This is a genomic window from Kiritimatiellia bacterium (assembly GCA_028715905.1).
Lineage (GTDB): Bacteria > Verrucomicrobiota > Kiritimatiellia > JAAZAB01 > JAAZAB01 > JAQUQV01.
In genome coordinates, this window is sequence record JAQUQV010000017.1 from 1 (window position 1) to 25,004 (window position 25,004).

General features: G+C 57.2%; 21 protein-coding genes. 14 read left to right on the top strand and 7 right to left on the bottom strand.

From position 1 onward, the window contains the following. Positions 1 to 333: 333 nt before the first annotated feature. The 6 genes from PHP98_05065 to PHP98_05090 form a co-directional block, all read right to left on the bottom strand. Positions 334 to 1,218, bottom strand: a complete 885-nt coding sequence (locus tag PHP98_05065) for a polysaccharide deacetylase family protein (GenBank protein MDD5483003.1) — start codon at positions 1,216 to 1,218, stop codon at positions 334 to 336. A 3-nt stretch (positions 1,219 to 1,221) separates the two neighbouring features. After that, positions 1,222 to 2,490 carry an L-rhamnose isomerase gene (locus PHP98_05070; GenBank protein ID MDD5483004.1) on the bottom strand — a complete coding sequence of 423 codons (1,269 nt, stop codon included), beginning with the start codon at positions 2,488 to 2,490 and terminating at the stop codon, positions 1,222 to 1,224. A 25-nt stretch (positions 2,491 to 2,515) separates the two neighbouring features. Next, positions 2,516 to 3,385: an amidohydrolase family protein gene (locus PHP98_05075; GenBank protein MDD5483005.1), complete on the bottom strand. Its 870-nt coding sequence runs from the start codon at positions 3,383 to 3,385 to the stop codon at positions 2,516 to 2,518. Then, positions 3,382 to 4,656 carry a DegT/DnrJ/EryC1/StrS family aminotransferase gene (locus tag PHP98_05080; protein MDD5483006.1) on the bottom strand — a complete coding sequence of 425 codons (1,275 nt, stop codon included), beginning with the start codon at positions 4,654 to 4,656 and terminating at the stop codon, positions 3,382 to 3,384. Before PHP98_05080 ends, PHP98_05075 begins: the two co-directional genes overlap by 4 nt. 48 nt (positions 4,657 to 4,704) lie before the next feature. Beyond that, complete coding sequence (locus PHP98_05085) at positions 4,705 to 4,899, bottom strand: hypothetical protein (GenBank protein ID MDD5483007.1); 195 nt, start codon at positions 4,897 to 4,899, stop codon at positions 4,705 to 4,707. Between the two features lie 77 nt (positions 4,900 to 4,976). After that, a complete protein-coding gene (locus tag PHP98_05090) occupies positions 4,977 to 5,858 on the bottom strand; it encodes a hypothetical protein (GenBank protein MDD5483008.1) in 882 nt (293 codons plus the stop codon). A gap of 123 nt (positions 5,859 to 5,981) precedes the next feature. Here PHP98_05090 and PHP98_05095 point away from each other — a divergent pair, with 123 nt between their 5' ends. From PHP98_05095 to mutL, 11 genes are all read left to right on the top strand, one after another. Next, positions 5,982 to 6,605 carry a hypothetical protein gene (locus PHP98_05095; GenBank protein MDD5483009.1) on the top strand — a complete coding sequence of 208 codons (624 nt, stop codon included), beginning with the start codon at positions 5,982 to 5,984 and terminating at the stop codon, positions 6,603 to 6,605. A 17-nt stretch (positions 6,606 to 6,622) separates the two neighbouring features. Beyond that, positions 6,623 to 7,750: a DNA-processing protein DprA gene (dprA, locus tag PHP98_05100; protein ID MDD5483010.1), complete on the top strand. Its 1,128-nt coding sequence runs from the start codon at positions 6,623 to 6,625 to the stop codon at positions 7,748 to 7,750. Positions 7,751 to 7,752: 2 nt separating this feature from the next. Beyond that, complete coding sequence (locus PHP98_05105; protein ID MDD5483011.1) at positions 7,753 to 8,751, top strand: tyrosine-type recombinase/integrase; 999 nt, start codon at positions 7,753 to 7,755, stop codon at positions 8,749 to 8,751. A 29-nt stretch (positions 8,752 to 8,780) separates the two neighbouring features. Then, a complete protein-coding gene (locus PHP98_05110) occupies positions 8,781 to 10,172 on the top strand; it encodes a 3-deoxy-D-manno-octulosonic acid transferase (protein ID MDD5483012.1) in 1,392 nt (463 codons plus the stop codon). 210 nt (positions 10,173 to 10,382) lie between these two features. Beyond that, the gene (locus PHP98_05115; GenBank protein MDD5483013.1) at positions 10,383 to 11,447 is read left to right on the top strand and encodes a D-alanine--D-alanine ligase; all 1,065 of its coding nucleotides are present in this window, start codon (positions 10,383 to 10,385) and stop codon (positions 11,445 to 11,447) included. After that, positions 11,444 to 12,481 (top strand): ATP-grasp domain-containing protein, encoded by a 1,038-nt coding sequence (locus PHP98_05120; GenBank protein ID MDD5483014.1) that lies wholly within the window; start codon positions 11,444 to 11,446, stop codon positions 12,479 to 12,481. Before PHP98_05115 ends, PHP98_05120 begins: the two co-directional genes overlap by 4 nt. Then, complete coding sequence (locus PHP98_05125) at positions 12,478 to 12,969, top strand: N-acetyltransferase (GenBank protein ID MDD5483015.1); 492 nt, start codon at positions 12,478 to 12,480, stop codon at positions 12,967 to 12,969. Before PHP98_05120 ends, PHP98_05125 begins: the two co-directional genes overlap by 4 nt. Positions 12,970 to 12,997: 28 nt before the next feature. Beyond that, positions 12,998 to 14,131 carry a KamA family radical SAM protein gene (locus tag PHP98_05130; protein MDD5483016.1) on the top strand — a complete coding sequence of 378 codons (1,134 nt, stop codon included), beginning with the start codon at positions 12,998 to 13,000 and terminating at the stop codon, positions 14,129 to 14,131. A 54-nt stretch (positions 14,132 to 14,185) separates the two neighbouring features. After that, the gene (locus PHP98_05135) at positions 14,186 to 16,348 is read left to right on the top strand and encodes a hypothetical protein (protein MDD5483017.1); all 2,163 of its coding nucleotides are present in this window, start codon (positions 14,186 to 14,188) and stop codon (positions 16,346 to 16,348) included. After that, positions 16,345 to 19,431, top strand: a complete 3,087-nt coding sequence (locus tag PHP98_05140; protein MDD5483018.1) for a hypothetical protein — start codon at positions 16,345 to 16,347, stop codon at positions 19,429 to 19,431. Before PHP98_05135 ends, PHP98_05140 begins: the two co-directional genes overlap by 4 nt. Continuing rightward, positions 19,421 to 21,271 carry a DNA mismatch repair endonuclease MutL gene (mutL, locus tag PHP98_05145; protein ID MDD5483019.1) on the top strand — a complete coding sequence of 617 codons (1,851 nt, stop codon included), beginning with the start codon at positions 19,421 to 19,423 and terminating at the stop codon, positions 21,269 to 21,271. Before PHP98_05140 ends, mutL begins: the two co-directional genes overlap by 11 nt. 77 nt (positions 21,272 to 21,348) lie before the next feature. Here the strand turns inward: mutL and PHP98_05150 are convergent, their stop codons facing one another. Further along, a complete protein-coding gene (locus PHP98_05150; GenBank protein ID MDD5483020.1) occupies positions 21,349 to 21,945 on the bottom strand; it encodes a hypothetical protein in 597 nt (198 codons plus the stop codon). A 110-nt stretch (positions 21,946 to 22,055) separates the two neighbouring features. Here PHP98_05150 and serS point away from each other — a divergent pair, with 110 nt between their 5' ends. The 3 genes from serS (at position 22,056) to amrS (ending at position 24,969) form a co-directional block, all read left to right on the top strand. Beyond that, a complete protein-coding gene (gene serS / locus PHP98_05155) occupies positions 22,056 to 23,345 on the top strand; it encodes a serine--tRNA ligase (GenBank protein MDD5483021.1) in 1,290 nt (429 codons plus the stop codon). Between the two features lie 199 nt (positions 23,346 to 23,544). After that, positions 23,545 to 23,895 carry a hypothetical protein gene (locus tag PHP98_05160; GenBank protein MDD5483022.1) on the top strand — a complete coding sequence of 117 codons (351 nt, stop codon included), beginning with the start codon at positions 23,545 to 23,547 and terminating at the stop codon, positions 23,893 to 23,895. 75 nt (positions 23,896 to 23,970) lie between these two features. Continuing rightward, the gene (gene amrS / locus PHP98_05165; protein ID MDD5483023.1) at positions 23,971 to 24,969 is read left to right on the top strand and encodes an AmmeMemoRadiSam system radical SAM enzyme; all 999 of its coding nucleotides are present in this window, start codon (positions 23,971 to 23,973) and stop codon (positions 24,967 to 24,969) included. Positions 24,970 to 25,004 lie beyond the last annotated feature (35 nt).

The following is a 25,004-nucleotide window of genomic DNA, read 5'->3' on the forward strand; positions in this document are numbered from 1 at the left end:
TGACGATCCGACCAATGACTTGAACGCCTACAAGTATCATTTGACTGCTCTCGCTGAATTAATCGTCGCTGCCTCCTTGAAATTAAAGGAAATGACGCTCATTCCATTATTACGCGGTCAGCTTCTGGCAACATGTTCATAACTCAGAAAATATTTGCAATAAAATCCTGCGCTTCTTGCGCAGAATTTTATTGATAACTGTTTAATAGCCGAACCCCCGTCCGGCGATTTATATTTTGTCGTCCGGAAGCGACGCATAGGGATGCGGCTCCATCGCTCAAACATAATTGCCGCCTGTGGCGGCCTGATTTCTGGCTGGCGGTTTTGCAGCCCTTACCGGAATATTCCGGTCAAATCGCGGCAGGAAAGAAATTCCGCGCCGCGCTGTTTCAGCAGGGTGATCAGCCGGTCAAGCTCCCGTGCCGCGCGTTGCCCGCAGTTTTTGACGATAAAAGGGTCGGGCTTGACCGACCCTTCCCCGAAATGAATAAGGCCCCGCGGCATTTCATGAAATTCCCAGGGATGCATGTAAAAACAGAAGACCGGCGGCAGTTTTTTGCGCGCGTAAAATTCCAGCATGTTGTCAATGTGTTTCATCAGCGCCGCGGCCCCTTTGGTTCTGAAAAGCGGCCATTGGTCGCGGTCGCGTCCGTATTTGTCCCTGCTTTTGATGGTCATGTCGGCAAAGTTCGGAATTTCAAGGATCTTCATATTGCCTTCCTTGGTCCAGTCCTTGCGGCTGGGGTGATAGGGGGTCAGCCGTCTTTCGTAAAAATAGAGCGGGTAGGTGGCGTCCGCCGTAAAGCCGAGGTCTTCCAGGGCATTGACCATGGCGGTGCTTCCCCAGAGGCGCGGCGCGCGGAAGGAAGTGGTTCTTTTTCCCAGCGCCCGGCTGACAATATCGGCGGCCGTTTCAATCCGGCGGAAACATTCTTCCGGAAGCACGGGTTTCAGGCCGGGGATTGGAAAAAGCTCGTCGCCGATGGTTTCGTGGTAAAGCGTATGGCAGCCCACCTCGTGTCCGGCCTGGTCCGCCTTTTTCACAATCTGGGGATATTGCCTGGCGGCGTCGCCCACAAAAAAGAAAGTGGCCGTGATTTTCTGTCTGGCAAGCACCGCTAAAATGCGCGGTGTTCCCTTGAGCAGCCCCTCATAAAAAGGAGTCCAGCTGCCGATGTCCGTTTCCATGTCAAAACCCAGCACAACGATCGGTTTCATTGTTTATTGTTTGGCGCGCCGCGTTAGAACGCCGCGTTCATATTTTTTTATTTCGTTTAACCATTCAATTCCGGCGGGAACTCCCTGCCGCCGGCAATACTCGTTCCAGACAATGCCGGCCGGCATGGTTTTTAATTCTTCCAGCAACGCCAGGCGTCCGGTGTGGTTTCCCCGCCGTTCCATTTGCCGCAAGTTTGTTGCCGGCTCAAGCATGGCGGTCAGGAAAGCTTTCAACACGCCGCGCGCGGCGATCACCCATGCCGCGACGCGGTTAATGCTGGCGTCAAAAAAATCCAGGCCGATTTTCACGCGGCCAAGAAATCCGCCGCGGACAATTTCCTCGGCCAGGCCGCGCAGTTCGTCCGAAAGAATTGGCGCGTGATCGCTGTCCCAGCGGATGCCGCGGCTGATATGCAGAAGGATGCCGTCAAGATACAACAGGAGCGCCGATAACTTGTCGGCCACCGATTCGGTCGGGTGAAAATGTCCCATGTCCAGGCAGAGCATTTTGCCGTTGGCGACCGCGTAACTTAAATAAAAGTCATAAGAACCGGCCACGTAGGCTTCCGAGCCGATTCCGAACAGCTTGCCCTCAAGGGAATCAACGAGGTGGCGCGGGTTGAATTTCCGGGCAAAGATTTCATCCAGTGATTTTTTCAGAATTTCGCGCGGTTTTTTACGGTCAAACGGGATATCCTTGAAACCGTCCGGGATCCAGATATTGGTCACGCAAGGGGACCTCAATTTTCTGCCGATATCCGCGCCGATGCGCCGGCAGGCGGCCGCGTGTTCTATCCAGAACCTGCGACTGTTTTCGTTCCGGGCGGACAGAGTGAAGCCGGAAGCGGCGAGGGGATGGCCGAAAAATGTGCCGTTGAAATCCAGCCCGAGCCGGTTGGCCTGCGCCCATGCGATCCAGGCGGAAAAATCGCGCGTTTCAAGCTCGTTGCGTTGTTTTCCGGGCCGGCGCGGCTCGGCGTAAATGGCGTGGAGGCTGACCCGGTGTCTCCCCGGGATCAGGGTGAGCGCCTTGTGAAGGTCGGCGCGCAATTCTTCCCCCGAGCGCGCCCGGCCGGGATAGGAGCCGGTGCAGACCAGCCCGCCGGAAATGCCGGTCTCGTTCAAAAAACCGGTAACGTCGTCGCCCTGCCAGCAGTTGAGCGCAATGTTTATTTTCCGCAAGCCGGCGATGGCCTGTTCCGTGTTCACGCCCAGGCGCGCGTATTGTTCGCGCGCCAGCCGGTAGATTTTTTCAACTCCTTTGTCCTTCATGGAAACCGCTTTTTGCCTTTTCGGGTTACCGGCGCAGCGGCGCCAGTTTCAACGCGTTGCCGGAATAAATTTTTTCCAGTGTTTCTTCCGGCAGAGCGAGGTTGTTCAAGAAATCCTGGTGCTTGTTGTCAAAATAATCGCGTCCATAGAGAATACGGTCCTGGAATTCCAGCAGGAAATCCCTGGCGAATTCCGGATCGCGGGTCAGAGCGTTCAGTCCGGACCCGGCCGAAATGTCGCAGTATAAATTTGGATATTGCCGAAGCATGGCGATCAGTTTGCCGCCCGGCGCGATTTTGCCCTTGGGATAGGCGGTTTTATCGTGCTGTCCATCGCCGGAGATATGCGCCCAGAATCCCGGGGCGTGGCCGCAGAAAATTGTTTCCGGGCATGCGCCGACCGCGCGTTCAAACGCTTCCAGGCCGCCTCCGTACCACCAGTTCGGCCGCGGATATGCGGCGCCGGTGTCAAATTCATAATCAATATGTGCGATAACCGGAACATGTTTTTCTCCGCAGAAACGGTAGAGGCGGAGGGCGTCCGGGTTGTCATACATCATTCTTAATTTAAGCTCGCCGCAGACGCGCGCGCCGTAGATTTCCATGGCGGCCTGCAGCTTGTCAATCGCCTCGGCCCGGCGCGGATCAGGGGCGTAACCCAGGACAAACCTGCCCGGCGCCCGTTCCGCGCAGGAAACACAGCGTGCAAAAGGAATCGGGCCGTTTGCTCCGCCCGCGTCGGGAACGACGTTGCCGTAGGCGGGCGCGTATTCGTCAACCGGGCATTCCCAGCTCAAAAGCCAGGCAGCGTCAATCTTGAAAAGGGCCATGTTGGCCAGGAATTTGTCCAGGTTGTGTCCGTGCCAGTCGGGATGGTTGTGAGCGTCAATAATCATCTGAATGCCCGTTCCGCTTTTGCCAGAATTTTGACGATATCATCGGCTTCGGTCTTGCCCCAGCTTTCAAAAGAGGTCAAAACAAAGTGGTCGTTGATGGCCTGCAGGGCGTTGGGGCAGTTAAACACGCGCGGCGCATTGCCTTTGTAAAGCGGCGAGGACCACGGCAGCCGGCTCGTTCCGAAAACGCGCCGGTTCTTGAACCAGTCGTGCAGGTGCGGCATGTGTTTATAGGATGGGGCGACGATTAATCCTTCGGCGGCCAGCGCCCGGCAGTAGGTTTCCTTGTCGCAGGTTACGGCTTCCGGATGAAACCGGAGGCGCAGGAACCAGTAACTGGGTTTCCCCCCCTTGACTGTTTCCGGGAACGAAACGGAACGCAATCCGCTTATTCCCCTCTGAATCCATTGCGCCATCCGCCGCCGGCGCTGGATAATGCCGGGCAGTTTTTTCAATTGCGCGCCGCCGATGGCCGCCGCCAGGTCGTTCAGGTTCAGATTCAGCGCGGCGACGCAGTTGGTTGAGCCGGGCGGCATGAAAAACGGCTTGCCGCGGTCGGCAACGCGCCGGGCCTGATGGTATATTTTTTTACTGCGGGTATAGACGATGCCGCCCTGTCCGCCGGTGCAGAAATGTTTTCCGAACATGGTGGAAAAAGCGGCCGCGTCGCCGAAGGTGCCCACCAGCCGTCCGTTAATCGTGGCGCCGTGGGCCTGGGCGCAGTCTTCCACCACCGGGATACGGCGTTTCCGGGCAACCCGCATTATGCCGTTCATGTCGGCCGGTTCGCCGTGGATATGGGCCACCAGGATGGCGCTGGTATGAGACGATATCATTTTTTCAATCTGTTCGGCGCCGGCGTTAAAACTGCCCGGGGCGGTGTCGGCCACGACGGGAATGCAATTCAGCAGGGGAATCGGCATCATTCCGCCCGGATCGGTGATCGGGCTTACGATGATTTCGGTGAAAGGCTCAATATCCAGCGCGCGCAGGGCAGCGTAAACGGCGTTTGTGCCGGAATTGACGGCGTCCGCGTATCCGCCGCCCATGAAGCCGGCGAACTGTTTGCAAAACGCTTCTTCCTCGGGGCCGTTATAACCGAAAGCGTTGCCGGATGCGATGGCTTTGTCAAACAGCCCGTCAACCGCTTTTTTTTCTTCTTTACCCAGCAGTTTTCTGGGCGGCCATGGCCGGGAACGGACCTTCGGGCCGCCGTGCAGCGCCAGTTTCGGGCAGGAGCAGGAAGTTTTGCGGGGTGAAGTGCGGCTCATTATTTTTCCTTTCTATTTTGTATTTGCCGGAAGGGAGATGCCAGATTGTCACTGAAGTCCCGGAATGCTGGGCGCACCCTCCCACGGCTGGGGCACGTTCCAGGGAATATCGGAAGAATTGTTTGTGGATGAACAGCCTTGCAGTCCGATGAACAGCGCGCCGGCCAGAATAATACAGAGGAAAACCCAAGCCGGTGATTTGGCGCGGCGCGGAATAAAAATATGTTTTCGTGAAACTTTCAAAACATTAAACATGCTCCGCTTTGCGGAAGCGCACAGCGGGAGCAAAAGTTTTCAGCCGCGGCCCGGAAAAAACCACTTCAATAGAGGATGCCGTCGCCGTTTTGGGGTATTGTCTGCTGCCAGTCATTGATAATTTCCGCCACGGCCAGATCGTTCGCTATGCTTGCGAGCCGCACTTTGCCGACCAATTTGTCCATCCGGTAGACCATCAGCTCCAGGTCCGGCGCGGCGGTCTTGATGCTTTCAGGCGTCAGGCGCAATATCAGGAAATTCCATTCGGGATTGACATAGGCCACAACCCCCTGCCGGCCTTTCGGAATGATTTTTTGCTGGAGTTCCGGGAAAGCCTTGACTTGCAGAATGCCGATTTTATCCTCCAGGACGGAGACCTGGTCGGTCAGGTCCTGGTTTTCAACTTCCATCTCTTCCAGCCGCGCTTTCATGGCGTCGGCGGTGGTGATCAATTCGCTCTTCTGGCGCTCCAGTTTGCCGATGGCCACTTCCTTCTCGCTGATGATATTGTTTTTTTCCGCGATGACGCCTTCCTGTTCCTTGATCTTTGCGTTGGCGGCGGCCAGTTCCAATTTGGTGTTTTTTAGCTCGTCCTGGGTTTTGGCCAGGGTCAGCTTGGTATCGGCCAGTTCGGAGCGGGTATTGTTCAGACAAACCAGCTGGCTCTGGGCGGCCGTTATCAACCGGTTCAGCGGTTCATCCATTGCGGGCGGTCCGCCGGGTTTTGATTTAAACGTTTTCAGTTGATCGTCCGGAATTGAAAACATGACGTTAGTGGCGCCTTCGTTTTCAATGGTGGCGGCGATTTTATGGATGGCGCTTTCAAGTTTCTGGGCGCGACCCTTGAGGGTTTCGCGTTGTTGGAAAAGGCGCACGGCCATTACCAGGGCAATAATACTCAACACCAGGGCGGCGGATATGGCAATCCTTGTAATCAGCCTAAACATATTCTTTATTTAATAACAGGAAGGCGGAAAAGTCAAATAATATTTAAAAAAATAATTACTGGTTTTTTTTTGCCTCTCCTGTAGAATTAACCGTGTCTTTCAGAAACAACCGGGGGGCTTTTTATGGCGTCGGTCAGCGCGTGGATTGTGCGGGAATATTTTGAAATGCTGGGATTTTTGATCATCCAGCCCTGCAAGTACGCGATCAGCGGCCGGCCGAAAAGGATTGAAGAGGAAACCGACCTGATTGCTTTTAACCCGCTCGTCGCGGAGCAGTCCGTTCCCCCTCATATTTTATGGGTGACCGCTGATTTGAAAAAAATCGCGCGAGCCGTGATCGGCGTCTACGGCTGGCATACCGAGCGTTTTTACCCGGCCATGCTTGAAAATCTTCCGGAACTCGTCCGTTTTGCCGGCGAGGAATCGGCGCGCATGGCGTCCCGCCGGCTCGGCGGCGGCCAGATCGTGAAAATACTCTGCCTGCCCCAGCTTCCGGTCGCGCAGAAACTCAAGGATGACGCCTTGCGCCTTCTCAAGGCCATGGGAATTGACGGGGTTCTTGAATTCCGGACAATACTCGCCGAAATAATCAGCCGCGTTGACAAAAACCGCAATTATGAAAAGTCGGACGTACTGCAGGTCGTCCGTATTTTTAAAAATTACGGCCTTTTCCGGGAGGCGCAACTGGAGCTTTTCAGCGGCCGGCGGAAAACCTGTCGCCGAAAGGAATCCGCCGTTGAGTCCTGAATCCGCGAAGGCGGCGTATGACCGAACGCGAAGCATATATTGCCCTTAATATGATGGAAAGCATCGGCCCGGTCGGGACGCGCGCGCTCGTTTCATTGCTCGGCGCGCCGCAGTCCGTTTTTGAGGCTGCGCCGGAAAAACTGCTGGCCGCGCAGGGCATCGGGAAAGGGACGGTTGAAAACATTATCGCGCAGCGAAACAATGCGCGTCCCGGCGAGGAAATCAGGCGCGCCGCCGCAATGGGGGCGGCCATTATCACGCCGGCTGACGGCGATTATCCTAAAAGTCTCGCTCAAATCCACGATCCGCCCCTTGCCCTTTATGCCGTCGGAAGTCTGACGGCCTCCGACCGGCGCGCGATTGGCATTGTCGGTTCGCGCCGCACCACCATATACGGCCGGGAAACCGCCGAGTCTCTGGCCTATCAGCTCGCGCACGCCGGTTTTACGGTGGTCAGCGGCCTGGCGCGCGGCATAGACACGGCGGCCCACCGCGGCGCGCTCAAGGCCGGGGGACGGACATTGGCCGTTCTGGGCGGGGGCCTGGATTGTGTCTATCCCCCCGAAAACAAACCGCTTGCCCGTGAAATCGCCCGTTCCGGGGCGGTTTTGAGCGAGTTCCCTCTTGGGAGAAAGCCGGATAAAACGACCTTTCCCATCCGCAACCGCATTATCAGCGGCCTTTCCATGGGCGTGGTGGTCGTTGAAGCGGGCTTGACAAGCGGCGCGCTGATTACCGCCAATCAGGCGCTTGAACAGGGGCGGTGCGTTTTTGCCGTTCCGGGCCGCATTGATTCGCCGGCCTCCAAAGGAACTCATCTCCTGATTAAAAACGGCGCCCGGCTGGTGGAAAATGCGGACGACATTCTGCAGGAATTTGAGTTTCTTATTCCGCGCTCGTCTCCGGCGGATTCAGCCGGCGCCGCGCCGGATAATTTTCTGCCGCCGCTTGACGACGATGAAAAAAAAATTGTCAGGTGCCTTGGCGAAGGCGAAAAGAACGTTGATGAGCTTATTCGCGGGACGGGGATCGGCGCGGACCGTTTCGGCGCTGTATTGCTGGCCCTTGAAATGAAAAGAATCGTGCGCCTTCAACCCGGAAGGATGATTCATCTTGTCCGCAAAATCGTTCCGGGAGAAAGTTAAACATGCCGGCTCCGAAAGGAAGTATTAAAATTCTGGAAGAAGACAAAGGCGTTGGCCATTTCCTTCGTTATCTGAAAGGCGAGCGCAACGCCTCGGCGCATACTATTGCCAATTATCTTTTTGATATCCGGCAGTTTGCGTTTCTGACCTGGGGCGGCGGCGCCCGGCCCCCTTATTCCTGGCCTGCAATTGATAAATTCGCGGCGCGCAAGTTTGTGGTCCAGCTTCAGAAAATGTCGGCCGGCGCCGCGACCATCGGGAGGAAAATATCCAGTCTCCGCTCTTTTTTTAAATTTTTAAGCCGGGAAGGATACGTCAAACAAAACCCTTTCGCCGGTCTTTTGTCGCCAAAGCGCAGAAAGGGCCTGCCGCGCGTTTTGACCATAGGCGAAGTCGGCCGGCTGCTGGATGCGCCCGGGGGGGACGATGTTTCCCGGCAGGAAGAGAAGAAAGGGGGAGACCGCCGTCGGCGGGCCTGGCTTGAATATGCCGTCTTGCGGGACAAGGCCGTGCTAGAGGTTTTATACAGCACGGGCATGCGCCTTGCCGAGCTGGCCGGCCTGGAAGAAAAGAACATTGACCTGCTGGCGGGAGTGATCAAGGTGCGCGGCAAGGGTAATAAGGAGCGGTTTTGCCCGATGGGCCGGCCGGCGGCCGCCGCGTTGTCGGCCGCGCTGCGCAAAAGGGGCGATATCGTTTCTTTTCTCCGTGTAAAAAAAGGAGCGTTGCCCTTGTTTATCGGCCACAGCGGCGGAAAACTTACGCCGCGTTCCATGGAACGGATGATGAAACGCTATCTGATCCAAGCCGGCCTCAACCCTGATATTTCTCCCCATGCCCTGCGCCATTCCTTTGCCACGCACCTGCTGGATGCCGGCGCCGACTTGCGCAGCGTGCAGGAATTGCTCGGACACTCCAGTCTCTCCACGACCCAGATTTATACCCATGTCAGCGTTGAACGCCTGAAAAAAGTATACGGCGAGGCGCATCCCAGGGCCTGAGGGGGGCGAAAGAAAGAAGACAAAGAGAAATGGAACGGATAATCTGGACTTGTTATAATTTTCTTTTCGCAATCGGATATTTTCTGATCCTGCCGCGCTTTTTGTGGCGCATGTGGCGCCGCGGAGGCTATTTGCCCGCCTTTGGCCAGCGGTTCGGCATTTACGATGAATCCGTCCGGCAAAAACTTTCCTCGCCGCCGGCGCGTGTCTGGATCCATGCCGTAAGCGTGGGCGAGATTCAGGTGGCGCTGCGGTTCATGACGGAACTGCGGGCGGAAAAACCGGCCGTCAGATTCATCCTGACAACGACGACTTCCACCGCCCATGCGCTCGCCGGGAAAATGATGAGCCGGGGCGACCTCCTGCTCTATTTCCCGATTGACTTCCCCCTCGTGATCGGCCGCGTTTTACGAAGACTGAACCCGGCGGGACTGGTTCTCGTGGAGAGCGAGTTATGGCCGAACCTGGTCCGCCAGGCCGCCTCCCGGCGGATACCGGTCATGCTTTTGAACGGCAGGATTTCAAACCGTTCCTTCCGCGGTTACCGGTTTTTACGTCCGCTGGTGCGGAGAATTCTGGCGCATTTCACCATTCTCTGCGCGCAGAGTAAAACGGATGCCGGCCGATTGATTGAGCTGGGAGCCGACCCGGAGCGCGTGCGGGTAACCGGTTCGGCGAAATATGATATCGCCGGCGTTCCCTGTCCGGCCGGCGCTCAATTCGCCGGAAATCTTCGTGCGCTCGGATTTGGAGAGGACAAACTTCTGTTTGTCGGCGGTTCCACCTGGCCGGGCGAGGAAGCCGCCCTCCTGGAAATTTTTATCAAATTGCGCGGCCGGCATCCCGGCTTGCGCCTCGTTCTGGTCCCCCGCCATGCCGAGCGCCGGAAAGAGGTTATGGCGGAAATCGCGGCCAGCGGCCTCGCGTGCAGGCTGTGGAGCGAAGCTTCCCGCGTTATTCCCCGCAATTTTTCAGCGGATGAGAACCGGGTCCGCGTTGCGGGAAACAGTCCGTTCAATGATGTTCTCCTCGTGGATACCACCGGCGAACTGCGGGCCTTTTATGCGGCCGCCGCCGTTGTCTTTATCGGCAAAAGCCTGGCCGCCAGGGGCGGACAGAATCCCATTGAAGCGGCGGCGTGTTCCAAACCGGTTGTGGCCGGCCCGCATATGGAAAACTTTGACGCGGTCGTGGCCGATTTTCTTGAGGCCGGGGCGATTGTGCGGGTCGGCGGCGCCGGAGAACTGGAGCAGGTCGTCGGCCGTTTGCTGGGCGATGCCGGGGAACGCCGGCTTATCGGCGAGCGCGCCCGGCGGGTTGTGCTTGAAAAATCCGGGGCGCTCCGCGCCAGCACAAAATTTTTTCTGGACAGCCTTTCCGCCGATTCGCGTCCCGCCGCTTCTTGTGCGTTCCGGATTTAGCCCGGCAATCCGGCCGCGGTTCTTCGTCCGGCCCACCGTTTTTTTAAATTTAAAGCGAAGATTACTCCTCGCCGGATAATTCCGGGAGTTTAAATCCGAATTTCAGCGGCGAAAAAAAATGAAAAAAAGCAAAAAAATCGTTGACATGTTTTCTTTCAGAGATAGATTTAATTTCAGCAGGGTTCTAAGTTAATCGTTCAGACAAAAGAATTGAGCGAATCGTTGCAAGTAGCCCTAGTCTATAGCTCGAAAAAAAAAGCGCGGAAGGTGTTGGGCGGCGCCGGCCCGGACGGAGGGGACGCGCGGGCCGACCGTCCTTCCGATCTGCTGGTTGAGTATGACGGCGATAAAACCATTGCGGCCGTGGCCGGGGCCCTGGCGCGCCGTTTCCGCGTGACGCTTGTTGAGGCTGATGACCGGGCTTATTCCCGGTTGAAAAGAAACCGGCCCGACCTGGTGTTTAATATTTCCGAAGGTTTCCACGGTCCTAACCGCGAGGCGCATATTCCAATTATCTGCGAAATGCTGGGGCTGGCTTACACCGGCTCGGACGGATTAACGCTGGGTATTTGTCTGGACAAGGCCCGCGCGAAGGAAATCCTTGCTTTTAATGGCATTCCCACGCCGGCTTTTGCTGTTTGCGCGGACCCGCGCCGGTTGCATCACGGCAATCGGCTGCCCGTGCCGGCCATTGTCAAGCCGCTCAGGGAAGGATCCTCCAAGGGCATCCGGAACGACAGCGTGGTTTTAAAGCGGAGCGATCTGCGCTCGCGCGTAAACGCGGTGATCATGCAATACCATCAGCCGGCCCTCGTGGAAGAGTTTCTGCCGGGCCGTGAGTTTACGGCCGGTGTTTTCGGCAATGCTCCCGATTTTGAAATCCTGCCCCTGATAGAGATCAACCACAAGTCCCTTCCCCCCCATGCCAATCCGATCTATTCGTACGAAGCCAAGTGGGTGTGGGATTTGCCCGAAAGGCCGCTTGACATACTCGTCTGCCCCGCCCGGGTGCCGCCGCGTCTGCGCGCCCAGATTCATGCAATAGTAAAGCGGGCGCTGACGGTTCTGGGCGTGAGGGACTGGTGCCGCGTTGATTTGCGCCTGGACTCCGCCGGCCATCCGAAAATCATTGAGTTGAATCCCCTGCCGGGGATCGCGCCGGACCCGCGCGATAATTCCGCTCTGCCCGCGGCCGCCCGCGCGGCCGGTTACAGTTACCATGAGCTTATATTAAGGGTGGCGCAGGCCGCCATACAGCGACAGGATATCAGGTGAAACGGCGCAAGAATAAAAAAATACTGGCGGCGGTCGTTTACGACGTCTTCATGCCGCGCCGTACGGCGCCGGACGAATTGGAAGCGGCCGCCATGGAGGAGGACGCGCGCTACGTGTGTGAAACGCTGGCCGCCGCCGGGTTGGAAGCGGTCGCGGCGCCGATTGACGGCAATATTTTGGCGGCCCTCAACGCCCTTAAAAAAATCAACCCGGCGGTGATTGTCAACCTGTGCGAATCTTTCCGAAATCGCTCTTCTTGCGAAGCGCAGGTTGCCGGTTTGTTTGAAATGGCCGGCTGGCCATGTACCGGCAACAGTTCAAACGCCCTCTGGTTGTGCGAGGACAAGTTCAGGGCCAAGGCGGTTCTGCAGTCCTGCGGCTTGCCGACGCCCAAAGGCTGGCTGGTGTCCGGCGAAAAAGATATTCCCGCCAAAGCAGATTTTCCGTTGATCGTGAAACCCAACTTTGAAGACGGCGGCATCGGCATCTATGCCGACTCGGTGGCTTATGATTGCCGGGCGCTGGCAAAACGGGTGAAACGCGTGATTTGCAAGTACCATCAGCCGGCGCTTATAGAGGAATTCATCAAAGGCCGGGAATTCAACGTGGCCTTAATTGAAATTCCGGGGAGCCGGCGGATCAAAGTTCTGCCCCTTTCGGAAATCAGTTTCGCCGGTCTGCCGCCGGATCTGCCGCGCGTGGTGGGTTACGAGGCAAAGTGGATTCAAAAACATCCTTTTTACAAGGGCACCACGCCGGTCTGCCCGGCGAGAAACGTTCCCCCGGAAACGGCCAAACTGCTGCGCGCGCTGGCGCTTGAAACCTGGCGGGTTATGCGGCTCAACGGCTACGCCCGGATTGATTTCCGCGTATCGGCCGGCGGCCGGCCCTATATTCTTGACGTCAATCCCAATCCGGATTATTCCGCCGACGCCGGATTGGCCCGCTCGCTCGCGGCGGCCGGCATAAGTTTGCCGGATTTCTGGCGGGGACAGGTGGTCCTGGCTATGGAAAGCGGCAAAACAAACCCATGAACATCAGGGCCATGACGGAAAACGACCGGGCGGCGGTAGCGGAAGTCATCGGTTCCGCCGGCGTCTTTAGCGCGGAAGAGCAGCGAGTGGCAATTGAAATGATTGACTCATATCTGCGCCGGGACGGGGAAGACTATGATGTCGCGGTGGCGGAAGACGAAACCGGCCCGGCGGCCGGTTTTGTGTGTTACGGGCCAACCCCCCTCACGGAAGGAGTATGGGATATGTACTGGCTGGCCGTTCATGGCGGCCGCCGGAAACAGGGATTCGGACGGGCCCTGCTGGCCTGGCTTGAAAAAACTGCGGAGGAAAAAAAGACAAGGTTGATCGTGGTGGAAACCTCGTCCACTCCGCCCTACGCCGGCACCCGCCGTTTTTACGAACGGATGGGATACGCGGAAACGGCGCGTATCCGCGATTTTTACCGCCCGGGCGACGACCGGATCATTTACTGCAAGTATTTGTTAAATCAGGGAGGCGTTTCCTGAAAATTAAAGCACCAACCGGAGAAAGATAATGCAAAATTGGCGAAAGTTAATGCGCAAAAGCCTGACGACGGCCGACGAAACGGCTGAAATTTTCGGGCTGAATCCCGAGGCGGTGAAACAGGTCGCATCCCGGTTCAGAATTCGCATCAATCCTTATTACTTGAGTCTGATCAAAGACAAGGGCGGGCCGCTTTACCGGCAGATTGTGCCCGACCCTGCCGAACTGGAAGATAACTGCGGCATGTCGGACCCGCTCGCGGAGGAAGGCGATTCTCCCGTACCGGGCATTGTCCACCGCTATCCCGACCGGGTCCTGTTTCTCGTATCGCACGAGTGTGCTTCTTACTGCCGCTTTTGCACGCGCAAGCGGATGGTCGGCAATCTGGCCAAAATGTATCCGCGTTTCATTGAAAACGGTTTGAAGTATATCCGCCTTCATCCGGAAATACGCGACGTGATTGTTTCCGGCGGAGACCCGCTGATGCTTTCCGATAATCGTCTGCATGCCGTTCTGAAAGAGTTGCGCGCCATTCCCCACGTGGAAATCATCCGCATCGGCACGCGCGTCCCTTGTTTTCTGCCCCAGCGCGTCACTCCGGGGCTTGTCCGCATGCTTAAAAAACATCATCCCCTCTTCATGAACGTGCATTTTAATCACCCGGACGAGCTCACTCCCCAGGCCGGGCGCGCCCTGAACCTGCTGGCCGGCGCCGGTATTCCTCTGGGCAACCAGACGGTTCTGCTGAAGGGGGTCAATGACGATCCGGAAGTCATGAAAAAACTGATGCAGAAACTGCTGGTTTTCCGTGTCCGGCCGTATTATATCTACCAGGCCGACATGGTGGCCGGCACGGCCCATTTGCGCACCACGGTCCAGAAAGGTCTTGAAATCATTGAAGCCCTGCGCGGCTGGACATCGGGACTGGCTGTGCCGCATTTTGTCATTGACAGCCCCGGCGGCGGCGGCAAAATTCCGCTTCTGCCGTCTTACGTGGAATCCATCAGCGACAAGGAAGTCGTTCTGCGCAATTACCGCGGCCGCCGGTTTGTTTATAAACAGGTTGCGGCTTCTCTTCCCGAGGAAAAACCGCCGCCGGCCGACGGCGGGGCTGAGGAGAAAAAATTATCCCGCCGACCTGCGGTCAACCCCGTGACCGCCTGAAAAAGAAGATGATTTGTTTGGCGCCCTATCGTTATCGCAATAACACAATCATTCATGAATGCCATCCGGCTCCGGCAATATTTTTTCCCCTTCTTTGCTTTTCTGGCCGGCGGCGCCTTGTTGCTCATGCTCCATACCCGCGGGCATGTGGTTGAACCTGTCTTTTTGCGCTACCTGCTGGTGTGGGCCCCCGTTGCCCTTTTTCTGGCCGCCGCGGCGCGTAAGGAATTTTCCGCGGCGGCGCCGGACTTTGCCCGGCCGGGCGCCATCCTGCTCATCTTCATGGTTCTCTATCTCTTTTCCAGCAGTGCGGATTATCCCTGGTTTTATTTCCTTTCCTGGCTGCCGCGCAATACCTTCGGCTTCCATCTGCTAGAATCCCAACTTGGCCGGTTCGTTCTGCTGACGGCGCTCATGGCGCCGTTCTTGATGGCGCGCGGGCGCTGGATAAAATTTGCCCTGCCGGTTATCCTGCTTTACGCCGTTTTCTCCTCCGCCCATGCCTTCATCCGCGAGACGGGCGGCGCTTTCCTTTACCGCGACGATCATCCCTCCTTCCTTTTCCGGCTGCATGAATTTTGCGCCGCTTTTCCCAGTCCGGTCAATTACAATCCGTTCTGGAACGGCGGCCTGGTCTCAAATCATCCGGTTCTGACGGGGACGCCGGCGTTTGGCGTTTTTTTTCTGCCTTTTTACGGGTGGCTGCCGATTGAGCAGTGTTATACGCCGCTCATTGCGGTCGTTTTCATAGGCCTTGTGCCGCTGATGGCGCTTTTTTCCATGCGGCTGATCGGCGCCTCCTGGCCGGCGGCGTTCATTGCCGGCATTCTGGCGCTGGGCACGAGCCAGTTTTATTTTCTCTGGCTTTTGTTCTACGGCACGGTCGGGGCCGTTTTTTCGGCGGCCTGCCTGATGCCGGTGAGCGCGGTCCTGTTTCGCGCGCTCTTTTTAAACAAGCGTGAAAAATGGGCGGGGGTCATTCTGGTGAGCGGGGCCTGTTTCCTGCTGATGTGGCCGCCGAACGCCCTTCTGGCGGCGGTGTTACTGTTCGTTCTCCTTCTGAATTTCCGGAGGCTTTCGCGGCCGAATGTTTTTTTCCTGCTGGTTTGCGGCGCCATAATCATTTTACTCCAATGGCCGCAGATTTTTGAGATATCAAAGGAATTGCTGCAGGGATATTACGCGGGCGCGCCGGTTGTTTCTGAAAAGGTCCGCTTATCCGGGCTGTTTTTTAACGGTTACGGCAAGCTCGTTGATTATATCAGAATGGCGCATCCCCTGCTCATTTTCCTGGGGTTGGGCGGCGCCATTGCGGCGGTTGGCGTAAATTGCCGCCGTTGGTTTCTGCCCCTCATTCTATTCCTGCTTCTGCTCACAGGGTGGGGGCCGGAGCTTGCTCCGCAATTTCAGTTGTTCAGAATGATGATCCCGCTTTCTTTCGCCGCAGTCTTTCCGGCCGCGCTGGCGGCGGACGGAATCTTGCGCGCGCCCGGCGCGCGCTTCGCGCTTTTCCGCGCCGCCGTCATCGCCGTCCTGGTTGGCGGGGCGGTCAACACCGTTCTGCTGTTCGGCAATCATGCGCGGGCGCCTTATCAGACGATGTCTTCCGATGGTTACGCTTTTGCGGATTGGATCCGCGCCAACGCGCCCGAAGGGACGCGGGTTCTGTTTGCCGGGTCAACCGTGCACGGATATGACGGCGGTCATGTGGCTTTTCTGCCTTGCCTGACCGGGCGGGAAATGATGGCCTGCGACTATTATCATTTTTCGCCAACGGCCGTTGAATATGATTATCCGCCCCGGCCGTGGCGCGATAACGCGGAACTTTTCAACCGGTTCCTGGAGTTTTACAACATTTCGGTGATTACAACCTTGCGCGACAACTGGAAAGAATACCTGCGTTCCCGTCCCGATGAGTATCGGGAGGGCCAATCGTTCGGCGAGGGGAAACCGCTCGCGTTTTTCCGCGTCGCGCGCCCGGCGCTATCGCAGTTTCTTGAAGGCGCCGGGCGGGTAAAAGCTTCGTTTAACCGGCTGGAAGTTGATTTAAACGGGACAAATGAGCGGGCCGTCATTAAATATAACTGGCAGCCCGGCCTTTTCGCCGATAAACCGGCGGAAATTTTCCCCTGTCCGGCCGGACCGGGGATCAGGCTGATCGGCATCCTGCCTCATGGCCGGACAAATATTGTCATCCGCTATAAATCATGGCCGTGAGCGAATTACATTGCGGGGACATGGAGCGCGCGGCGGGGCGGAACAAAAAGGAAAACCTGCGCTCACTGCGTTTCGGCGGTAAAATTTTTATATGCCTGCTCTTGCTCGGCGCTGTCGTCCGCATTTACGGCGCCTGGCAATTGCGGTTTAATCTCAATCCGGATGCCGGCATTGCGGCGCTTATGGCCGGCCACATGGCGGCGGGCAGGGATTTTCCCGTATTCTTCTACGGCCAGCCATACATGGGGAGTCTTGAGCCGCTGATCGGCGCCGTTTTCTGCGCGCTTTTCGGGACCAGCGGCTTTATGGCCGCCCTCGGCACGGCTTTTGCCGGCTGGCTCATTCTTTTCGCGGTTTACCTCTGGGCCAGAGACGCGCATTCTCCCGCCGCCGGTTTAATCGCAATGGCTTATTGCGTGATCGGGCCGTCCGGTTTTATTCACTACAACGTATCCCCCCGCGGCGGATATATGGCCGCCATCCTGTTGAGCGCGTTGATTCTCTGGCTGAGTTCAAAATTGATTTCTGAAACGATGGCATCGTCAGCTGACCCGGAAAACCGGGGTGCGCAACGCCCCGTGTCCGGTTCGCTTTATCGCAAATGGTTTTTACTCGGACTCCTGGGCGGACTCGGCTGGTGGTCCAACCAATTGATTGTTTCCTCCCTCTTGACCGCCGCGCTGATGGCATCATTATTTCTCCGGGGGAAGGTTTTTTCGCGGAATACTCTTCTGGCGGCCATCGGGTTTTTTGCCGGGAGCCTGCCCTTCTGGTGGTGGAATGTCAACCACGGCTGGGAGTCGTTTGTCTTTGCCGGCTCGCTCGGCCGGACGCCTTTTCTGGCCGGTCTGAAGATGTTTTTTTCCAGCCGCATTCCCGACCTGCTTGATCTGAACCACGGTTCTTTGGGTTGGCGGATTGTTGGGGCGGCGGTTTATGCCGGCGCGCTTGTTTTTGTTTTGTTTTTCATGCGGCGCATGCTGAAAGGCCGTTCCGCCGGCCGCCGGGTTTATTTTGGGGCTTTGTTCGTGTTCATTCTCGTTTCCGGTTTCTTTTTCAGCATTTCGCATTTTGCCCTGATGAACACCTCCCGCTACCTTCTGCCGCTGGTGCCGGCCGTCGCCGTTGTCCTGGGGATCGCAACGGCGGAAATGGCGGATAAAATAAAGGGGCGGATGAAAATATTAAGCTGCATCCCCCTGCTTGCGCTGGTGGCCGGCCAGTCCGCCGGTTTCTTGTGGCTGGCGCGCCGCGGCGCCGGCGAAGAGGCGTATCAACAACAGATTGAAGCTTGTGGAAATTTTCTCCGGTCCCGTCAAGTAGACGCCTGTTACGCTCCTTATTCCCGGCACGCCTGGAATTTCGCGCTCAAGGAAAACATATGCTTTTGCGATCTGCCCACCGAGCGGTACCGGCCGTATATGCTTCGCGCCGAGCTGGCCGATAAAATCGCCGTGTTGGACAACCTGGGCGATATTGACAATTTTATCGCCAATTACGGCGGGCGCGCGGCCATTCTTTGGCGCGAAGGAACGCAGATCGCCTGCGATTTTGTTCCTCCCGGCGGCGGACTGGCGCCCGTTCCGGCCGAAGCCATTGTGTCAATCCGCGATTCGCTTGACCGCGACGTTTTTTCCGAAATAACCGACGGCAATATTCATACCGCCTGGGAAAGCGCCGCCGCCGGATGCGATGACGAATGGCTTGAGATTACCTTTAAAAATCCGCGCGAGGTCGCCATGTTGCGTCTGCTTTCCAGCCGATATCCCGGGAACTGGCAGATTGCCGGAGAGGACGAGCATGGCGTCCGGAGAAACCTGACGCCCTCCGTTGCAACGGCCGGTTATATCTGGTCCGGTCCGCGTCCTTACTGGAGTTACGGCCGGCCGGGATATCGTCTGGAATGCAGAATTCAGCCCGGAACATTCAAACGCCTGTGGCTGCACCGCCTGGAAAGCAATTCCTTGTTGCTGGAATTGCAGTTGTTTGGTCCGGCCCCCGCTCCGGCGAGCGAAGTGTCCGCGCTCAATGAATTGCTGGATGTCCTGCGCGAAAGGAATATGAAAAGATTGTATTGCGATCGTTGGCCGGCCAACGCGGTTTTTTGCGCGGCGCGGGGCGCGGTGGAAACCCCGCTTGATCCCGATGTGTTCGGCGGCGGCCCGCCGGTTTTAAGCGACGATATCCTTTTCACGCCCCGCACCGGCATCCTTGTCCGCGGAGAAGACGCCGGTTTTTGCGGGCGGGTCCTCCGTGAACGGATGATTGAAATGCGTTCCACAAAAATCGGGCCTTGGGTCCTTTTTGATTTCTCGCCCGGCAGAACGCCCGGGCAAAACACGGCCAGGCCGGGCAAATGGCTTCCGCATTACGGGAGGGATTGCGAATTGCATTGGGCGGGTTTTGGCTGTTTGGCTAAAAACAACAAGCGCTGGGCGGCTGAACTGGCGGACCGGGCGGATTTTTGTTCGGCAAAAGGAGCGCCGGCCGCGGCCGTTGTTCTCCTGCAAAAAGCGCTGGAAACATGGCCGTTCTATCCGCCGGCCGTGGAACGGCTGGCCCGTCTGGCGGCGGAGCATCCTTTCCCGCCTGTTCCGGAAGCCGGGCGCTGGATGGCCGAACTGAAAAAAATGCAGCCGGAAACCAGGGCGGAAATCAAATTTGACAACGGGGTTGAATTTGCCGGCATTTCGCTCTCCACCAATGAAATTGCGGCCGGCGGCAGTCTGACGGTGAAATATTTCTGGAAATACCCCGTTGCGCCCCCGGCCGGCCGGCCCTGGGTTTTCGTGCATTTTTTGCGGGGTTGTGATATTTTTCAGGACGATCGCCCTTTGGAGCGGTTTCCGGGCGCGGAGTGTCAGCCGTTTCAGGAGCTTTTTATTGAAACCAGAAGTTTTACCGTCCCCCCGGCCGCGCCGGCGGGAGAATATTTTATACGAATAGGACTTTACGACGCGGCCCGGTCGGATCAAAGACGCCTGGGCGTGAAATCCGTCCTGCCCAGCCGGTTGAATGCGGCGGAGCTTCCGGTCAAACTGACGGTGAAAACGGAAAAAATAAAGACGAATGATGAAAGATAAAACAACACATATTCACGTCCTGGCGGACCACGTGATCAATAAAATCGCCGCGGGCGAAGTGGTGGAGCGGCCCGCTTCGGTGGTTAAGGAGCTGATGGAAAACGCGCTGGATGCGCGCGCTGGCAACGTTGACGTTGAAATCACCGCGGGCGGTAAAAGGCTGATTGCGGTCAGCGACAACGGCCTGGGCATGGACCGCAACGACGCGCTTCTTTCAATTGAACGGCACGCCACCAGCAAGATCAACGACGTGGATGATATTGAGAAAATCGCCACGCTCGGATTCCGCGGCGAGGCCCTGGCGGCGATCTCCTCGGTTTCCCGTTTCACGCTCCGCACCCGCCGCGCGGATTCCCTCGCCGGGACCGAACTGGTCATGGCCGGCGGGAAAATGCAGGATGTGCGCGAGGTCGGCTGCCCTCCCGGAACTCTGGTGGGGGTGCGTCATCTCTTTTTCAACGTGCCGGCGCGCCGGAAGTTTCTGCGGACGGAGCAGACGGAGGAAGCCCATATCCGCCAGGTTTTCATGATGTATGCTCTCTCCAATCCAAAAGTCGGCCTGCGGCTGAAAGCCGATAACCGGCTTGTATATAACCTGCCCGCCAACGCGACCGTGGAAAACCGCCTCGGCGATATCTTCGTTTCCATTTCAAAGAACGATCTCCGGCCGGTGGCCTGGTCGGCGCCGGGAACGCGCATCAGCGGTTATGCGGCTTTGCCTTCTTTAACCCGCGCCGACCGTTCCGAGCAGTATCTGTTTATCAACCGCCGTCCGGCTTCCGCCGCCCTGCTTGTCGGCGCCATTCGCGAGGGTTACCAGGGGCTCATTCCGAAAAACAGATATCCGGTGATATTCCTTTTCTTGGAAATTAATCCCGACCTGGTGGACGTTAACGTTCATCCGGCCAAAAAAGAGGTCCGCTTCCGCAATCCGGGTGAAATACGCAACGCGGTTGCCATGGCCATCAGGGAGGCGCTTAAAAACCCGGGCTTTGTCCGCCCGTTTCCGGTCCCGTTTGCTTTTGCTTCGCCGTCCGGCGGCCGGACCGCGCCGGGCTTGTCGGCCGCTGGCGGCGACGGCCGGGAAATTCGGCCGTCCGGAACAATTGATTATGCGCGGCCGCGGAAACATAAACCTGGCGGCGTTGCGCCGGCGGCGTCCGTCCTGCCGCTTGCCGGTCATTTTGCGCCGGCCGCGAATGAAGGAACGGGTTCGGAGGAAGAAAACCAGAGGAAACCCTGGGCCTGGCGCCGGGTCGTAGGGCAGATTGCCAATCTCTATGTGCTCATGGAAACCGAGGATGGACTGGTGCTGATGGATCCGCACGCGGCGCACGAACGGGTGCTCTTTGAGAAATTCATGGCGGAGGCCGCGCAAAACGCGGTGAAAAGCCAAACCCTCTTGATGGCGGAATCGGTGGTTCTTTCCCCTCCCGATGCCGTTTGCATCCGGCGCGCGATAACGGCGTTGCGGAAAATCGGGTTTGGCATCGCCGAATTCGGGCCGGACACTTTCCTGGTTGACGCCCTGCCGGCCTGTTTCGGCAATGTTGCCGCGCGGTCGCTGCTCATGGAAATAGCGTCAGCCCTGCATGAATTGTCCGGACGCTCCGCCGGCGAAGACGCGTTGAAGGAGCTGATTGCCCGGTCCGCCTGCCATGCGGCGGTCAAGGCCCACAGCCGCTTGTCGGAAAGCGAAATAGAACGCTTGATTTCGGAGCTGGAAAAGGCGGAAATGCCCTATACCTGCCCCCACGGCCGGCCGGTGATTATTCATTTCTCATTTCAGGACCTGGCCAGGAAATTCGGCCGGAACGCGCCGCGCGGAGAATCCGGCTGAAATTGGCGCGCGGCCGGTATCTGATTTTTCCGGCCCGCGCGTACCGTCAAAAATGCAGTTCAGCGCGGCAAGGTCGTTCAGGCGAACCGGTTTGCGGAACAAAACGGCAGGAATGTTCCGGAGGATGGAATCCGGCGCTCGCGCGCCAAATGGGCGCGGAGTTCTTCATAGGCGAGCTTATAACGCTTGCGCTCCTCCTCGTTCATGTCTTCCAGGAGCGATCGCCGGAGGTCTTCCACCGGTTCTTGCGACAATTTGAAAAGGTGCGCCGCGTCGTCCAGCAGTTGTTCCCCGCTGCGCGCGAATTTTACCGTCTGGTTGATTTTGCCGCGCAGATGAAGAAACTGCCAGAGGGGGCTTTTGCGGTCGTCAAGTTGAAGTTCATTGTCCAGCAGAAGCCGCGCCGAATACATGCAGATCAGCATCATTCGGATAAAGGCCATGAACGATTCTTCCAGCGGATTGGTCCGGGTTGATTTTGCCGCCAGCGTTGAGTGCTCCAGCGCCGATTGGAGATAATAGAGGCTGCCTTCAATCAGTTGCACCCTGCGTTTCGCCGGTGTTTTTCCGGCGCATTCCTGAAAAAGCCGGCGGGATTTTTCAATAAAGGCGCTGCTTCGGGCCAGATGCACCGGCCGGTTCAAATCGTAAACCGAATTGGCGTTTTTGTTCACCGTTGATTGGTCTTTCTCTCTGCTTGCAATTGATTGCTTTTAGTGCCATATTATCGCGACATAGGCAAGAAAAAAAGCGTTTGCATTAGGTTTTGCGGAGATTGACAAAAATGCTTGATATCAAATTTATCCGTGAACATGAAACAGAAGTCCGGCAGGCCTTGGGCCGCCGCGGAGCAAACGTAAAGCTGGATGAATTGTGCGATGCGGACCGCGGCCGCCGCCGGCTCGTAACCGAAGCGGAGGCGTTAAAACAACAGCGCAATGCGGCTTCCGAAGAAATCGGTCGGATGAGAAGGGAAGGTTTGGATACTGCCGCCCGTCAAAACGCGGTAAAAGATATCGGGGGGAAGATTGCCGAGCTTGACCGTCTGGCGCGCGAAAAGGAAGAACAACTTGAAAAACTGCTTTTAAGCATTCCCAATCTGCCGCATTTCTCCGTTCCGGATGGTAAAGCCGGGCAGGACAATGTTGTCCTGCGCACGGAGGGCGCGCCGCGCGCCTTTGCCTTTCAACCCCGCACGCACCTTGAAATCGGCGAACAGCTCGGGCTTTTTGATTTTGCCCGGGCGGGCCGCCTGAGCCGGGCCGGGTTTCCGCTCTACGTCGGGGCGGGGGCCAGGCTTGAGCGGGCGTTGATTCGTTTCATGCTTGATCTGCACGTCCGGCAACACGGTTATCTTGAAGTTGCGCCGCCCTTTGTCTGCAATTCGCCGGCCATGACCGGGACCGGCCAGCTCCCCAAGATGGCGGAGGATATGTATTTTGTTTCTTCGGACGACCTCTGGCTGATTCCCACGGCCGAGGTCCCGGTGACCAATATTTACCGGGAGGAAATCATTGAGCGTCCTTTGCCGATCAAGCTCGTGGCCTATTCGCCCTGTTTCCGGCGCGAAGCGGGCGCCGCCGGCAAGGAAACGCGGGGGCTTATCCGGGTGCATCAGTTTGACAAGGTTGAAATGGTTAAATTCGTGGAACCGGAAACTTCGTATGATGAGCTGGAAAAGCTGGTCAATGACGCGGAAGAGGTTCTGCGCGCCCTCGGCCTGACTTACCGCGTGATGGCTTTGTGCGCCGGCGACTTGAGTTTTGCCGCCGCAAAATGCTATGACATTGAACTCTGGGCGCCCGGCCAGAACGCCTGGCTGGAGGTTTCATCCTGCAGTAATTTTGAATCATTCCAGGCGCGCCGGGCTAACATCCGCTGGCGGAACAGCAAAAAGAAAGTTGAATTTGTCCATACCCTGAATGGTTCCGGCGTGGCCTTGGCCAGGCTCGTGGTGGCGATTCTTGAAAATTACCAGCTGGCCGACGGATCTGTTGAACTGCCGGAGGCGCTCGTGCCCTACATGGACGGCGTCCGGCGGATTGAAAAGGCCGCTCCCGGCGATCGTTTGTAATGCTTGCGCGGATGCCGGGCGCTTTGCCTAATATTTTGCTTTGATAAATCGCAAACAATCGGAATCGTCTCCAAAATTGGAGGTACAATGAACTATCGCCCTGACCTTCTGGATGAAAAATCCCCCGGAAATATAAAGGTGGTTCAGCTTACAACGGAAAAGGACGTACCCAGCTCGCATATTTACATGGAGGCCCCTGATGGTCTTTGATCTTGAAAAGCCCGCCGTAAAGCTCATCCTGCAGGGGCCGACCTGGTGCAACATTCATCCGCAGTATTGCCGCAGTGCCGCTGCGGACGCCAGCCATGATATTATGGTCCAGGAAAACCACGGCAATGTTGTCGACGCCCGGGGAGAACTACAGAAACTGGTCGGCGGAAACGGCGCGGATATTCACGTGATCCGCGACGACGGCACGAATTTCCGTAATATGCCGTGGGGCCGGGATGGAAACGAATTCTGTCAGGGACATCAGTGCTGGCGGGGACAGAGCACGTGGGCGATTACCGGCACGAGTGTCCGGGAGCCCCAAGAAGCACGGCTTTTTTAATTCGGACGAATCGGGCCTTTTGCAGGCCTATATGGTTACCCTGGCCTGACCGGACCGGGTGCGCGGAAAAATTTCATGAAAACGGCCATGTTCTGGCATACCGGCCAAGCGGGCCGGGTCGTTTGCGAGCTTTGTCCGCATCATTGCCGCATCACGGAGGGGCAAAGCGGCATCTGCGGCGTCCGGAAGGCGCAGGGCGGCAAATTATACGCGGCCGGATACGGATTGATCTCGTCGGCGCACAACGACCCGATAGAAAAAAAACCGCTTTATCATTTTTATCCCGGCACGCAGATTTTCAGCGTCGGCGGGTGGGGTTGTAATTTCAAATGCAGATTCTGCCAGAACTGGACCATATCCCAGCAGGTTGACTTGAAAGGCAACGTGATTCAGCCCGAAAAAATCGTCGCCGCAGCCCGGGATGCAAATTCCAGGGGGATCGCCTACACTTACAACGAGCCGCTGATAAACGTTGAATTTATTGCCGAATGCGCGGCTCTGGCCCGCAAAACCGGTCTGTTTAACGTGCTGGTCACCAACGGCTACATTGAAAAGAAACCGGCGGAATTTATTCTGCCCCTGATTGACGCGCTCAACATTGACGTCAAAAGCATGGACGAAGAATTCTATAAAAAACAGTGCGCCGGGTCGCTTGCGCCGGTACTGGAATTCGCAACACAGGCGGTTGCGGCCGGGTGTCACGTGGAAATCACCTGCCTTATTATTCCCGGGTTGAACGACGCCGAGGAACAGATAAAACGGCTGGCGGAATGGACGCGTTCTAACCTTGGTGAAAAAACCCCGCTCCACTTGAGCGCCTATCATCCCGAATTCAAGCTGGAACTGCCGCCGACTTCGGCCGGAACCCTGGAACGCGCTTTCCGGTTGTGCCGGGAAAAACTGCTTTATGTGTACATCGGCAACCTGTTTTCCGATTCGGGACGGGATACGCTCTGCCCGCAATGCGGAAATTTATTGATTGCCAGGCGCGGATGCGGCGTCCGCGCCGCCGGCCTGAAGAAAAATCTTTGCGCCAAATGCGGCTGTGCGGCGGATGTTGTTACGGGCGCCTGAACATCAGGAAACCACGGCCGGGCGACCGGGGATGA